Raw genomic sequence first — 13,631 nt, 5'->3', positions numbered from 1 at the left:
GAGGACCAGCAGCAGATATAGCCAATTCATAACGACTCCGTTGAGGTAATTAGCGTCAGGGATCGATGCATATCCGTGTCGATCCCATAGGTCTCATTGACGCTGAAAGGGTATGTAGAACGGGCGTAAAGGCGCCATAAAGCCCAATTTGGCTGGCGTAAAATCGGCGTAAAGAAGGCGGGTTTTGCTAGCTGGTTGATGGGCAAGGCACAAAAAACCCGGCCTGAGCCGGGTTTTGGTAGCAAGTGGTGGAAGCTGACCCGATGGTGATGAGGTCAGCTTCAACTCCACTTATCGCATGGTCACAAACTCTTCCGCGCTGGTCGGATGGAGAGTGTAAACACAGTTGTAGAAGCTGGTCTGATAATGACAGGCCAGCTTCAACCCCGCTTATCGCATGGTCACAAACTCTTCCGCACTGGTTGGATGAATGGCGACGCAGTTGTCGAAGTCCGCCTTGGTGGCGCCCATCTTCATGGCGACGCCGAAGCCTTGCAGGATCTCGTCCATGGCGAAGCCGATTCCATGCAGGCCGACCACCTTCTCTTCCGGCCCGACGCAGACCAGTTTCATCCGGGTGGGCTGGCGATGCTGGGTCAGTGCCGAATACATGGCGGTGAACTGGCTACGGTAGACCTTCACCTGATCTTCACCGTATTCGGCGACGGCTTCCGGCTCGGTCAGGCCGATGGTGCCGATGGGCGGGTGGCTGAACACCACGGTCGGCACCAGATCGTAGTTGAGGTGCTCGCCCGGCTTGTTGTTGAACAGCCGCTCCGAGAGGCGGCGGCCTGCCGCGACAGCCACCGGGGTGAGCTGGATGCGGCCGGTGTTGTCACCGACGGCATAGAGGTTGGCGACGTCGGTGTTCTGGAACTTGTCTGTGGGGATGAAGCCCTTCTCGTCCAGGGTGATGCCGGTGGCAGCCAGATTGAGGTTGTCGGTGGCGGGCACGCGACCGATGGCCCAGATGAGGCAGTCCACGGTGAGGTGGCGACCATCTTCCAGTTGCAGGGTCAGGCTGTCGTCTGCGTTCTTGATGACGGCCTTGGGAATGGCGTGGGTGTGCAGCTTGGGCCCTTCCTGCGCCATGATCTCCACCAGGGTCTCGTGGATCATGGGGTCGAAGTTGCGCAGCGGCGCATGCTTGCGCACCACCAGATGGGTCTCGGAGCCAAGAGCCTGCATCACGCCTGCGATCTCCACGGCGATATAGCCGGCACCCACCACGGCAACCCGTTTGGGCTGGCTTTTCAGGTCGAAGAAACCGTCGGAGTCGATACCCAGTTCGGCGCCCGGAATGGTCGGGACCTCGGGGCGGCCGCCGGTGGCAATCAGGATGTGATCGGCGCTGTAGTGCTCGCCGTTCACCTCGACGGTATGGCTGTCGATGAAGCGGGCGAAGCCCTTGATGACAGTGATCTGGTTCTTGCCCAGCACGTTCTGGTAGGACTGGTGAATGCGCCCGATATAGGCCTGACGGGATTCGACCAGCTTGGCCCAGCTGAAGTGGTTGAGCGTGGTGTCGAAGCCGTAGTCGGCGCCATATTTCAGGGCATCGGCGATCTGGCCTGCATACCACATGGCCTTCTTCGGTACGCAGCCGACGTTGACGCAGGTGCCACCCAGCTCTTTGGCTTCGATCAGGGCGACTTTCTTGCCGTACATGGCTGCCCGGTTGGCCGAGGCGATGCCGCCGCTGCCGCCACCGATGGCGATGTAGTCAAAATGCTGTGCCATTGCGAGGTTCTCCGCTCGTTAAGAATGCAGTCACAGCATGATGGGGACAAAGCGGCCGGCCCACAAGAGCCGGTGCTCAGTTCTGCTGGATGGGCAGGCGAATGTGGAACTGGGCACCCTGGCCCGGTTCGCTGGCGCAGTGGATGCGGCCACGCAGCAGCTGGACCACCAGGTTGTAGATGATATGGGTGCCGAGCCCGCTGCCACCCTGGCCCCGCTTGGAGGTGACGAAGGGATCGAAGATGCGCGGTAGTATCTCCGGGGGGATGCCGCGGCCGTTGTCACTGTAGTCGATGACCAGCTCGTCTCCCTGCTGCGCCACCTGGATGGTGATCTTTCTGGGCCTGTCCCAGCCATCGAAACCGTGATGGATGGAGTTGAGGATCAGGTTGGAATAGATCTGGGTGAAGCTGCCCGGGAAGGAGTAGATGCTCAGCTTGGGATCGCACTGGATGTCCACCTCGCACTGGGCCTTCTTGAGCTTGTAGCCGAGGGAGACCACCACCTGATGCAGGTTGTCGGCGAGGCTGAAGTTGTAGCGGGCCTCGGAGGACTGATCGACCGCTACCTGCTTGAAGCTGGCGATGAGCTCTGAAGCGCGTCTCAGGTTGCCTTGCAGCAGTTGCATCGACTCGTCGAGATTCTGGGTGAATTCGTTGAGGTAGGTGCGGGAGAGCTGCTTGGCCTCGATATGCTGCTTGAAGTCGGCCACCCGCTCCTGCAGGTAGGAGGAGGCGGTGACGCTGATGCCGATGGGGGTGTTGATCTCGTGGGCCACGCCGGCAACCAAGGAACCGAGGGAGGCCATCTTTTCCGACTCCACCAGGGTCTGCTGGGCCTGCTTGAGATCGTCATAGGCCTTGCCCAGCTGGTCGTTGGCATCACTCAGGCTGCGGGTACGCTCCGCCACCTTGCCTTCCAGCTGCTCGTTGAACAGGGTGATCTCCCGCTCGACCTTTTTGAGGGGGGTGATGTCATAACCAAAGCCGATCAGGTACTTGAGGTTGGGCCCCTCGTAGAAGGGAGCGAAGGTCCACTGCAGTACCAGCTCGTTGCCCTGCTGGTCGTGCATGGTGATCTCCCTGTCCTCCAGGGCGCCCTGCTCGGCCAGGGTGGCGGCCAGCTCGTCACGCTGCTCCTTGCTGACGAAGAGATCCAGCCAGTTGTGCTGCAACAGCTCCTGGTGGTGATAGCCGGTGAGCAGGATGGCCGCCGGGTTGATGCTGGCGATGTTGAGATCCGGCTCCATGCAGCAGATGACCATGTTGGCGGAGTTGATCAGGGTGGCGGAGAAGTCCCGCTCCTGCTGGAGCTGATCGGCGGCCTGATGGCGGGCCGTGAACTCGTCGTTCAGCCGGGTGCGCATCTGGTTGAGGGTGGCGGCCAGGGTATCGAATTCGTCAGGGGACTTGCGGGGCAGGGGGCGACCCTCCAGGGTCAGCTCCACCGCGAGGCGATCCAGGCTCAGTTTCTGGGCATAGCTGACGATGCGGTTGATGTGACGGATCACCAGATAGTAGATGATGACCAGGATGCAGAACGAGACGACCAGGGTCTTGATGGTCTGGCTGACCAGGATCAGCACGGATTTCTCGATGAGGCGCTGGTAGACCTGCTCCAGGGAAGCGGCGACGAACAACTTGCCGACCACTTCCCCCTGGTAGCTCAGGGTGAACTCGCGGGAGATGTCGTATTGGGGCTGCTCCACCCCCTGGGTGAGCAGAGGTACTTCCGAATTGCCCAGCATCTCCTTGACCATGACGAACTGCATGTTGGGCAGGTTCATGATGCCCTCGATCTGCACCTTCACCTGCTCTTCATCCAGATTCCAGAGACTGGCCGAGATGGGTTGCAGGAAGGAGGCCTCGATCTGGCCGATGCTGGCCTCGATGACGGTCACATCCTTGTTGTAGTCCCAGGCGAGCTGAAGCACGGTGATGAGCAGTGCCAGCACCGTACTGCAGATCAGAATGTAGGAAAGCAGACGATAAGAGAGTCCGTTAAGGCCGACGGCCTTGGAGAAGATTCCTGACATGGCGTCCTTGCGGTCTGGATTGAGTGCGGTTTAGTTTAACTGCTTCATGGACTTATGTCGTGTGTCATCCAATGGATAAAAACAAGGCCCCTTTCGGGGCCTTGTTTGTGTGGGCTGGGATCAGTGACCGCCCTTGGCTTTTGCCGGGATGGATTCGTCGAATTCCGGCAGCGGCTTGTGCTCGGATGCCAGGAAGGTGTAGATGACCGGCAGCACGAACAGGGTGAACAGGGTGCCGATGGCCAGACCCGCCACGATGACGATGCCGATGCTGAAGCGCTGTGCCGCCCCCGCACCCGAGGCATAGAGCAGCGGGATAAGGCCTGCGATCATCGCCGCCGTGGTCATCAGGATGGGGCGCAGACGGACCTTGGCAGCCTGCATCACGGCTTGCATCCGGTTCAGACCATGGAGCAGCTGCTCCTCCTTCGCCACCTCGCAGATCAGAATACCGTGCTTGGTAATCAGACCGACCAGGGTGATGAGACCGACCTGGGAGTAGATGTTCATGGTGGCCATGCCCCACGCCAGGGCGATCAGCGCGCCACTGATGGCCAGCGGCACCGACACCATGATGACCAGCGGGTCACGCACGGATTCGAACTGGATCGCCAGCACCAGGAAGATGATGGCCAGGGCCAGGGCGAAGGTGGCGTAGAGCGCATTCCCTTCGGTCACGAACTGGCGGGCTTCACCCATGAAGTCGTAACGATAGCCTTGGGGCAGCTTCTCTTCCGCGGTCGCCTTGAACCAGTTGATCGCATCCCCCATGGCCACGCCCGGTGCCGGCACGGCGCCGATGGTGGCGGAGTTCAGCTGGTTGAAGTGGGGCAGGGCACGGGGCTCTCCCTTCACTTCAATCTTGATCAGGCTGCCCAGCGGGATCGACTTGCCGTCGGCGGCACGCACGTAGTACCCCTTGATGGACTCGGGGTTGAGACGGAACTTGCGCTCCACCTGCGGGATCACCTCGTAGGAGCGGCCATCCAGGTCGATACGGTTGACGTAACCGTCCGCCATCATGGTGCCCATGGTGATGCCGATGTCCTGCATGGTGATGCCGTAGGCACCCGCCTTGTCCTTGTCGATGCTGATCTTCATGGTGGCCGAGTCGTAGTTCAGATCGAGATCCGAATAGACGAACTGGCCGTTGGCCTGGGTTGCCGCCAGCATCTCACCCGCGATCAGGAACAGGCTCTCGAAGCTGTTCGGGGTGGTGATGACGAACTGGATGGGCAGACCGCTCGAGGCCCCCGGCAGTTCCGGGAACTGGAAGGTGGTGATGGCCATCCCGGGGATGTCCTTCACCAGACCGGCGACCCGATCCAGCACCTCTTTCTGGCTCGCTTCACGCTGGCTCCAGGGCACCATGGAGGCGATACCGAACGCCTGGTTGGAGTTGAACACCCCCGAGAAGACCTGGGAGTAAGCGATTTCCGGCTGGTCGTCCAGGACTTTGTTCACGTCCGCCATGGTGTTTTCGATGTAGTCCAGGTTGGCGTTGGAAGGAGCCGTCCCCAGCACCGCCATGACGCCTTTGTCCTCGGACGGGGCCAGCTCGCTCGGAATGAACTTGAACAGCAGCGGCAGGCTGGCGAACACGATGACGGCAAACAGGATGACCACGATGCGCTTTTGCATCACGGCATGGAGCATGGCGTCGTAGCGGGCCGTCATCCGGTCCAGCAGATCGTGTACGGTACGCTCGAACTTGCCGGGCTCCTCGTTGGCCCTGAGCATCTTGGCGCACATCATGGGCGACAGGGTCAGGGCGATGATGCCCGAGACGAACACGGCGCCCGCCAGGGTCAGCGCGAACTCCTTGAACAGGGAGCCGGTGATGCCCCCCATCAGGGCGATGGGCGCATACACCGCCGCCAGGGTGACCGTCATGGCGATGACGGGCACGGCGATCTCCCGGGTACCTATGATGGCGGCCCGGAACGGCTCTTCCCCTTCCTTGATGTGACGGTCGACGTTCTCCAGCACCACGATGGCGTCATCCACCACCAGACCGATGGCCAGCACCATCGCCAGCAGGGTCATGAGGTTTATGGAGAAGCCGAACATGTCCATCATCATCACCACGCCGATGAGGCTCAGGGGAATGGTGATGATGGGGATGATGACCGCCCGGAACGAACCGAGGAACAGGGTGATCACCACCAGTACGATGGCTGCCGCCTCCAGTATGGTCTTGATGACCTCGTGGATGGATTCGTTGATGGCGATGGTGGAGTCATACAGGACGTTCACCTGCATGGTGCTCGGCATGTTGCGCTTCAGGCTCGGCAGCAGCTCCAGCACATCGTGGGCAATGTTGATGGGGTTGGCTGTCGGGGCTGCGTTGATGGCCAGAACTACGGCCTCGCGGCCGTTGGCGCTGGCGCGATAGATGTCGTGGCTCTTCTCCAGGGAGACCTTGGCGATGTCGGAGAGACGGATCACCTTGCTGTCGCGGGTGGCGACCACCAGACGCTTGAGCTCTTCGATGTTGCCGACCTGGGTCTCGGCGTTGCCGTTGAACAGGGTGAAATAGCCGGTGGCCTGGCCGGTCGCGGACTGATAGTTGTTGCTGTTGAGCACCGTCATCACGTCGCTTGAGGTCAGGTCAAAGGCGGCCATCTTGGCCGGATCCAGCCACACCCGCAGGGCGAATTCGACCCCGCCATACAGATCCACTTTGGAGACCCCGCCCACGGTAAACAGCTGGGGCTTGATGACCCGCTCCAGGTAGTCGGTGATCTGGCTGGAATTGAGCTCCGGGCTGGTGAAGCCCATGTAGAGCACCGCCGTGGTGGAGCCGGTGGAGGAGGTGACCGAAGGGTCTTCCGCCTCTTTGGGCAACTGGGAACGCACCGAGTTGACCTTGGCCAGGATGTCGGACAGCGCGGCGTTCGGATCGGTGTTGAGCTTCATGTACGCCGTCACCGTGGAACTGCCCAGCTGGCTCGAGGAGGTCATGAAGTCGATGTTGTCGGCCTGGGCGACCGCCTGCTCCAGGGGCTGGGTGATGAAGCCCTGGATCAGGTCCGCACTGGCGCCATAGTAGCTGGTGTTGACCGTGATGACGGTGTTGATCACCTCGGGGTATTCACGCACCTGCATCTTGAAGATGGCCTGGAAGCCCAGCAGGGCTATCAGGAAGCTGAGCGAGATCGCCAGCACAGGCCGTTTTATGAATATGTCAGTAAATCGCATCGCAGCTCTCCGCGCTTACAGCATCGGGGTTTGTGCCGGAACGGCAAGGGCATCGTTCTCGACCACGTGCACCTTGGTATCGTTGCTCAGGCGAACCTGACCCGACAGCACGATTTGATCGCCAGCCTTGATGCCGGACAGCACATGGACATCGTTGCCGCGACGCTCACCTGCCTTGACCACCACCTGCTTGGCGCGTTTCACGCCGTCAGCCTCGTGAATGACGTAGACGTTCTCGCCATAGAGGGTGAAGGAGATGGCGGACTGCGGGATCACGATCTGGTCCTTCACCGTGGGCAGTATGATGCTGGCGCGGGCGAACATGCCGGAACGGAGCTGGCCGTCGTTGTTCGGGATGTCTGCCTGCACCTGGATCAGGCCGCTCTGATAGTTGACCGCGGGCTCGATGGCCGTGATCTGGCCGTCAAACTGGGTCTGGGGATAGGCATCCACGTTGATCTTGATGGTCTGTCCCAGGGTGATTTTGGAGATGTCGGTCTGGGGCACGGTGAAGCGCAGGCGCATCACGCTGGTGTCTTCGAGGCGCACAATCTGGGTACCCGGTTCCAGATACTGGCCGAGGAAGACGTTGCGCAGGCCCACGGCACCGCTGAAGGGGGCACGCACCTCACGACGGGCGATGGTGGCCTTCAGACTGTCGATGTCCGCCTCCAGGGAGCGGTAGCTTGCCTCGGCATCATCCAGCTGGTCCCGGGAGATGGAATTCTTCTGATAGAGGTTCTTGTAGCGCTCGAACTTGGCCCTGGCTGCCGGCAGCCTGGCCTGGGAGGAGTTCAGATTGGCTTTTTCCACACTGGAGTCCAGGCTCAGCAGCAGTTGATCCGCTTTGACATGTGCCCCGGATTCGAACCGGATGCTGTCGATGGTGCCTGACAGCTCGCTGGAGAGGGTGACCCCCTGGTTCGGCTCGATGAAGCCGATGGCTTCAATGGTGGGGACCCAGTCCTGCGCCTTGGTGACCATGGCGGTGACCGGGAACTCGGGCTCGGGCCGATTGGCCATGAACTCTGCAATCTTCTTCTGCTTGAACATATTGAAGCCGATGACACTGCCAAACAGGGCGAGTGCTATCAGCAACATGATGGCCATCCACTTTTTCATGAACAGGCTCCTGTGATGGAAACATTAGGGTTTAAAATGGCATTCCAGCTGGCCCGGATGACCGTCTCCAGCTGTTCCTGCGTCAATTCGAAATCGTGAACCCGGCGCTGCTGTGCCAGGTTGGCCACGCAATCCAGACTCAATGCTTGCAACACCAGAATGGGGAGATCGATGAAGAGTCCCTGTTGGCGTCCTTGCTCAAAGAAGCGCTCAAGTGGCGCCCACGTCGCCATTATGACCGGATCCCGCTCCAATTCAGCCCCCAATGGAGAACTTTCGTACTGCAATTTGCACTTGAGTGCATTGGGGTAGCTGGTGAAGATGGCATCGATGTTGAGCCAGAGGCGTCGATACTGCTTATAGGACACCTCTTCTATCTGCACACCTTCCATGACCAGGGGATGAAACTTGAGGATAGTGTGCTGATAGAGCTGGCGGATCAGGTCATCCTTGTCGCTGAAATAGCGATAGATGGTACCTGCCGCCACCTTGGCTTTCTTGGCGACCACGGCAATGGAAAGGCCGTAGAAGCCCTGCTCGCCGAGGATCTCGTGAGCTGCTTCGAAAATGCGTTCTTTCTTATCCATGGTTATCAGAGGTCAACGACTGAATGAACGTTCATTCATTCTAGGTGGGCGCAAAGGCAAGTCAAGCATTGCCCATCATCTTTGACCCTATGGGGTGAGGGATTCAAAAAGTAGTGGGGAATTGCTGGATCCAGCCTGAACAAAACAAAAATAGTTGAAAAGGGTCGGAAGTGATTGAAAAACAGGCACTTGATTCTTTGTGTCAAAAAAAGAGTAGACAAGGTCGGCATCATCATCAATAATGCGCCCCGTTCGACAGCGTAGCGCCCGTAGCTCAGCTGGATAGAGCGCTGCCCTCCGGAGGCAGAGGTCACAGGTTCGAATCCTGTCGGGCGCACCATCAAAAGTGCGCCGGTTAAACGGGCGTGTTGAAGAACGAAAACAGCTGTGGTGGCTGTAGCTCAGTTGGTAGAGTCCCGGATTGTGATTCCGGTTGTCGTGGGTTCGAGCCCCATCAGCCACCCCATTTTACAGCTTGTCAGGTACGCGAAGGTGGCGGAATTGGTAGACGCGCTAGCTTCAGGTGTTAGTGCCCCCCGGGTGTGAGGGTTCGAGTCCCTCTCTTCGCACCATACTTGCTGTATGACGAGGATGACCAGATGGTCATCTTTGTGTTTTTGGAATACCCCCTCGGTGATTAGCGCAGCCCGGTAGCGCATCTGGTTTGGGACCAGAGGGTCAAAGGTTCGAATCCTTTATCACCGACCACATTTGAAAACCCCGCTCAGGCGGGGTTTTTGCTTTTTGGTGTTTCTCTTCCGCTTTTTCCTGTCACGTCTTTTTACACTTCTTCAGGCGCCTGTTCGCCACGAGTTCGGTATGCTGGGCCCGGAGCCGCGAGACAGGGGACGCTCGGGCACGGACCAGATACAAGGCCTATGCATCACCATATCACTTCTCTTCAACTCTCCGTGCTGGCCATGGCCGCACTGCTGCTGGGTGGCTGCGCCCTGCAGCCAAAACCGGAAGATCTTCTGATGGGCGCCGCCCCCAAGCCAAAGGCCGAACTCGAGGCCACCTTGGTGACCAGTGGTGGCTTCTGCGTGACCCTGAGCGAGCAGGGCCGTCTGCTGACTCAGCCCTGCGATCAGCAATCGAACCAGTCATTCAGCTGGGATGTCGGTGCCCTGCAACTGGCCGGGGATTGCCTGGTCGCCAAAGGGGAGGATGATCTGGGGATGGAGGCGTGCCGGGAGGAGAGCCATCAATGGCTGTGGCAGGGGGATCGTCTGTTCAATCGGCAGGTGTCACTGTGCCTGGATGTGGCGGGTCGCCGTCACAAGCCCGCCGTCCCCCTGCGCCTCGCCGAATGCTATGGCGGCGCCAACCAGAGTTTTGAGTGGACGCCATCCGGCACGCTGTTGAACCGTCTGGTGCGCCCAGCTCTGGCGTGGTGACAAGAGAGCGAGAAACAAAAAGGGTGGCCACATGGGCCACCCTTTTTCGATCCGCGATGGGGATGCCTTATCAGCGGGTCTGGGAGGCGAACAGTTTCTCCAGATAGACGGCAACGCCATCTTCATCGGAAGTGAGGGTCTGTTCATGCTCTGGCAGGGCCTGTTTGAGGCGATCGTGGGCGTTGCCCATGACGACGCCACGGCCCACCATGCTCAGCATCTCGAAGTCGTTCATGCCATCGCCAAAGGCCACTGCCTGGGACATCTCCAGCCCGTGCTGCTCCAGCACGGCGCGCACGGCATTGCCCTTGTGCACGCCGGCGTGCATCACCTCGAGGCAGTCAGGCAGGGAGAAGGTGACGTTGATCCGATCACCATATTGCTGGTTGAGGTGCGCCTCTATCTTCAGCAGCTTGTCGTGGTCGCCGATGTAGAACACCTTGTTGACCCTGTCCTTCGGGTGGTTGGCCAGATCCGCCAGGCGGTAGCTGAAGCCGGAGTCGTGATGGAACTGCAGCAACCAGGGCAGCTCCTCTTCCACCAGCCACTCGTCGCCGTAGTAGACGTTGATGTGGATGGAGGGGTCGCGCTCGAGGGCGATCAGTTCGGCCGCCACTGTGGCCGGCAGTGCCTGGTTGTAGACCAGCTGGTCCTGCTTGTCGTGCACCACGGCGCCATTGGAGGTGATGAGGTAGATATCCAGCCCCAGCGCATCGCGGATGCTGCGCACGTCCACGTGATGGCGGCCGGTGGCGACCACGAATTTGACGCCCTGATCGACCAGACGGTGCAGGGTATCCCGGGTGCGGGAGGAGATCTGGTGCTGCCCGTTGAGCAGGGTACCATCGAGATCGGACACAACTACCTTGAACATCATTACCTCGACTTCAATTGAACGCCGGGGGAGTGTACCCCAGCGTCTGCCGTCACCCCATTTATTTAGGGATCCAAAAAATAACCAGCCCCTTCTGGTCGCGTCAGTAGCGCGCGAAGAAGGCCAGGGTTGCATTGAGCGCGGCCTGGCGCTGGGGATCCGCCTCGATGAAGAGCTCGTGCCAGGCCCCGTCGATGCGCAGCGGCTTGCTCCCTTCACATTGGGCCTTGGCGCAGAAGGCCTCCTGGGCGGCGTTGTCCACCACGCTGTCCTCACCGGCCTGCAGCAGCAGCAGCGGCGTCTTGATGGCGCCGGCGTCGGCCACGGCCGCGTCCGACCCTGTGATGGCCTGATGGATCCAGTGGGCGGTGGCACCCCCCAGCCTGACCTGGGGATGCTGTTCGTAGATCTGGCGGAAGGCCTGATAACGCGCCGTGCTGTGGGTCAGCTCGTTGTCGGCAAAGCCGTGATCCTCATAGGGTCCCTGACCCGGGCCGTAGGGGGGCTCGCCCACCCAGCCGCCGACCGTGCCGATGGTGGCCGCCAACCCCTTGGCCAGCCACTTGGGCAGGCCGCCGAGGTTGATGCCCATCATGGGGGAGGAGAGCACCGCCGCCTGGATGTCGTCCGGCCAGCGTTCCAGATAGCGGGCCGAGATGGCCCCCCCCATGGAGTGGGCCAGCAGGAACAGCTTGGCGGGTTGGTCCTGGGCGATCACTTCGTCATGAAACTGTTTGAGATCGGCGACATAGTCGTCGAACTGGTCGACATATCCCTTCTCTTTGTCGGCCAGCATGCGGTCTGACATTCCCTGGCCGCGATGATCGATGAGGTAGAGGCTGTAACCCTGGCGCCAGAGATCCCAGGCCAGCTCCTGATACTTGAGGTAGCTCTCAACCCGGCCGTTGACGATGAGGATGGCGCGATCGATCTTGGGCTGGCGCAGGGCGGCATAGCGGAGGGTGACCCCGTCCTTGCCCTGGAACTCCCCCTCGACGGCATGCTGGCGCCAGAAGTCGGGCAGGGTCTGCTGATAGAGGGCGGGGACGTCGGCTTCAGTGGTCAGCTGGTAAGGATTGTTCACGGCAAGGGCTCCGGCAGAAAACAGGGTCAGGGCCAGCAGGGAAAGGGAGGCAGGTTTCATCGGGCAAGCTCCTCGCGCCAGTGGTGGTAGAGCGCAGTGATATCGTTCGAGCAGAGCAGGGGCATGGCGGCTTGCAGGCTGGGCAGCGGCCAGTCCCACCACTGCATGGCTTGCAGCATGGCGACCTGCTCCTCGTCAAAGCGGGGGCGGATCGGCTTGGCCGGGTTGCCGCCCACTATGGAGTAGGGGGCCACATCCCGGGTGACCACGGCCCGGGTGGCAATGACGGCGCCATCGCCGATGGTGATGCCGGGCATGATCATGGCTTCCGAGCCGATCCAGACATCGTTGCCGATCCGGGTGTCTCCCTTGCGCAGAAAACCGTCCTGCACGCCATCACCGAAGCGGGCGGCATCGAAGGGGAAGGTGGATACCCAGTCCATCCGGTGACCCTGGTTGCCCGCCAGCATGAAGGTGGCGCCGGAGGCGATGGAGCAGAACTTGCCGATGATCAGACGGTCAACTTCCTTACCCCACTGGCCACTGTCCCAGGACTCTCGCGTCGAGCCATCGCCGAGCAGGTAGCGCACGCAATGATCCTCGAACGGCTTGCCATGGTAGTAGCCGGAGTAATAGCTGTACTCCCCGGCCTCGATATTGGGGTTGGTCAGATGATCCCGTATGACCTGGGATTCCAGCCAGCTGCCGAACGGATTCTCCATCACTGATCCTGCCATTCATCTTCTTCCTGTTGTGCGGCCCATCCTTTGCGCGTCAGCTGCATCTGCTGCCACCAGCGTTCGTCCGCCAGGATCTCGCCGGCCGGACCGAGCTGGGGGTAGGGCATCTCTTTCTCCTTGCAGAGCTGGGCATAGACGGGATAGCCCCCCTCGAACAAGATGGTGTTCTGCTCTTCCAGGCTGAGTGGACAGCCGCGCTGATAACAGCCGGCCAGTTCGCGCTGGCGCTGGGCCTCGTAGAGGATGGCGGCGGCGGCCACCGAGACATTGAGGGACTGCACCATACCTACCATGGGGATGACGATATGGTGATCGGCCAGGGCCAGCGCCTCTTCGCCGATGCCGTGCTTCTCCTGGCCCACCAGGATGGCGGTGGGTCTGGTGTAGTCGATGGCACGAAAGTCCACGGAGCTGTCGGAGAGGTGGGTCGCCAGGATCTGCATGCCGGAAGCTTTGAGTTCGGCCACCGCACTGCCGATGTCCGGGTGCAGCTTCACGTCCACCCAGTTCTGGCTGCCGCGGGCGGTGCCCTTGCGCTTGTGGATCCAGCTTTTGGGCCAGACCGCGTGCACCCTGTGGATGCCGATGGCATCGGCGGTGCGCACGATGGCGGCCAGGTTGTGAGGTTTATGAACCTCTTCCATGCAGACGGTCAGGTCGAGCTGGCGCTGGGCCAGCATGTCGGTGATGCGCTTGAAGCGTTCAGGAGTCATATCAGTTTCTATGTCGTGAGGCTTGTGCACGCATCTCTTGCATGCAGACGGTCAAATCGAGCTGGTGTTGGGCCAGCATGTCGGAAATGCGTTTGAAGCGTTCAGGAGTCATGTCGGTTTCTATGTCGTGAGGCCGGT

General features: G+C 60.5%; 10 protein-coding genes, 4 tRNA genes and 1 pseudogene. 5 read left to right on the top strand and 10 right to left on the bottom strand.

The features are described 5' to 3' along the window. Nucleotides 1-390 precede the first annotated feature (390 nt). The 5 genes from gorA to AB5Y68_RS14515 all read right to left on the bottom strand — a co-directional run bounded on the left by gorA (nt 391) and on the right by AB5Y68_RS14515 (nt 8,685). Nucleotides 391-1,740 carry a glutathione-disulfide reductase gene (gene gorA / locus AB5Y68_RS14535; protein WP_039040658.1) on the bottom strand — a complete coding sequence of 450 codons (1,350 nt, stop codon included), beginning with the start codon at nt 1,738-1,740 and terminating at the stop codon, nt 391-393. A 76-nt stretch (nt 1,741-1,816) separates the two neighbouring features. Further along, nucleotides 1,817-3,775: an ATP-binding protein gene (locus AB5Y68_RS14530; RefSeq protein WP_039040659.1), complete on the bottom strand. Its 1,959-nt coding sequence runs from the start codon at nt 3,773-3,775 to the stop codon at nt 1,817-1,819. 120 nt (nt 3,776-3,895) lie between these two features. Continuing rightward, on the bottom strand, nt 3,896-6,976 hold the full coding sequence (locus tag AB5Y68_RS14525; protein ID WP_039040660.1) for a multidrug efflux RND transporter permease subunit: 3,081 nt from the start codon (nt 6,974-6,976) through the stop codon (nt 3,896-3,898). A 15-nt stretch (nt 6,977-6,991) separates the two neighbouring features. Next, nucleotides 6,992-8,098 (bottom strand): efflux RND transporter periplasmic adaptor subunit, encoded by a 1,107-nt coding sequence (locus AB5Y68_RS14520; RefSeq protein ID WP_039040661.1) that lies wholly within the window; start codon nt 8,096-8,098, stop codon nt 6,992-6,994. Beyond that, nucleotides 8,095-8,685, bottom strand: a complete 591-nt coding sequence (locus AB5Y68_RS14515; protein ID WP_039040662.1) for a TetR/AcrR family transcriptional regulator — start codon at nt 8,683-8,685, stop codon at nt 8,095-8,097. The genes AB5Y68_RS14520 and AB5Y68_RS14515 overlap by 4 nt, the downstream gene beginning before the upstream one ends. Before the next feature lie 263 nt (nt 8,686-8,948). Between AB5Y68_RS14515 and AB5Y68_RS14510 the strand changes: the two genes are divergently transcribed. From AB5Y68_RS14510 to AB5Y68_RS14490, 5 genes are all read left to right on the top strand, one after another. Then, a tRNA-Arg gene (locus AB5Y68_RS14510) sits at nt 8,949-9,025 on the top strand. Between the two features lie 50 nt (nt 9,026-9,075). Next, nucleotides 9,076-9,151, top strand: a tRNA-His gene (locus AB5Y68_RS14505). Nucleotides 9,152-9,171: 20 nt separating this feature from the next. Then, nucleotides 9,172-9,257: transfer RNA gene (locus AB5Y68_RS14500), tRNA-Leu, on the top strand. Between the two features lie 59 nt (nt 9,258-9,316). Continuing rightward, nucleotides 9,317-9,393 (top strand) — tRNA-Pro (locus AB5Y68_RS14495). Between the two features lie 170 nt (nt 9,394-9,563). Next, the gene (locus AB5Y68_RS14490; protein ID WP_039040663.1) at nt 9,564-10,082 is read left to right on the top strand and encodes an RICIN domain-containing protein; all 519 of its coding nucleotides are present in this window, start codon (nt 9,564-9,566) and stop codon (nt 10,080-10,082) included. Between the two features lie 70 nt (nt 10,083-10,152). Here AB5Y68_RS14490 and AB5Y68_RS14485 read toward each other — a convergent pair whose 3' ends face one another. The 5 genes and pseudogenes from AB5Y68_RS14485 to AB5Y68_RS14465 form a co-directional block, all read right to left on the bottom strand. Next, nucleotides 10,153-10,956 (bottom strand): Cof-type HAD-IIB family hydrolase, encoded by an 804-nt coding sequence (locus tag AB5Y68_RS14485; protein WP_039040694.1) that lies wholly within the window; start codon nt 10,954-10,956, stop codon nt 10,153-10,155. Between the two features lie 103 nt (nt 10,957-11,059). Further along, nucleotides 11,060-12,100: an alpha/beta fold hydrolase gene (locus tag AB5Y68_RS14480; RefSeq protein WP_039040664.1), complete on the bottom strand. Its 1,041-nt coding sequence runs from the start codon at nt 12,098-12,100 to the stop codon at nt 11,060-11,062. Continuing rightward, complete coding sequence (locus AB5Y68_RS14475) at nt 12,097-12,762, bottom strand: CatB-related O-acetyltransferase (RefSeq protein WP_039040665.1); 666 nt, start codon at nt 12,760-12,762, stop codon at nt 12,097-12,099. The genes AB5Y68_RS14480 and AB5Y68_RS14475 overlap by 4 nt, the downstream gene beginning before the upstream one ends. Beyond that, entirely contained in the window at nt 12,762-13,493 is a 732-nt protein-coding gene (gene trmH / locus AB5Y68_RS14470; protein ID WP_039040666.1) for a tRNA (guanosine(18)-2'-O)-methyltransferase TrmH, read from the bottom strand. Before trmH ends, AB5Y68_RS14475 begins: the two co-directional genes overlap by 1 nt. A gap of 15 nt (nt 13,494-13,508) precedes the next feature. Next, nucleotides 13,509-13,605: pseudogene (locus AB5Y68_RS14465) on the bottom strand (tRNA (guanosine(18)-2'-O)-methyltransferase TrmH); the annotation flags it as partial. Nucleotides 13,606-13,631 lie beyond the last annotated feature (26 nt).

Source organism: Aeromonas sp. R6-1 (assembly GCF_040908165.1).
Classification (GTDB): Bacteria; Pseudomonadota; Gammaproteobacteria; order Enterobacterales; family Aeromonadaceae; genus Aeromonas; species Aeromonas caviae.
The sequence above is the reverse complement of the archived record's forward strand: the minus strand, read 5'-3'. Positions and strand labels throughout refer to the sequence as shown.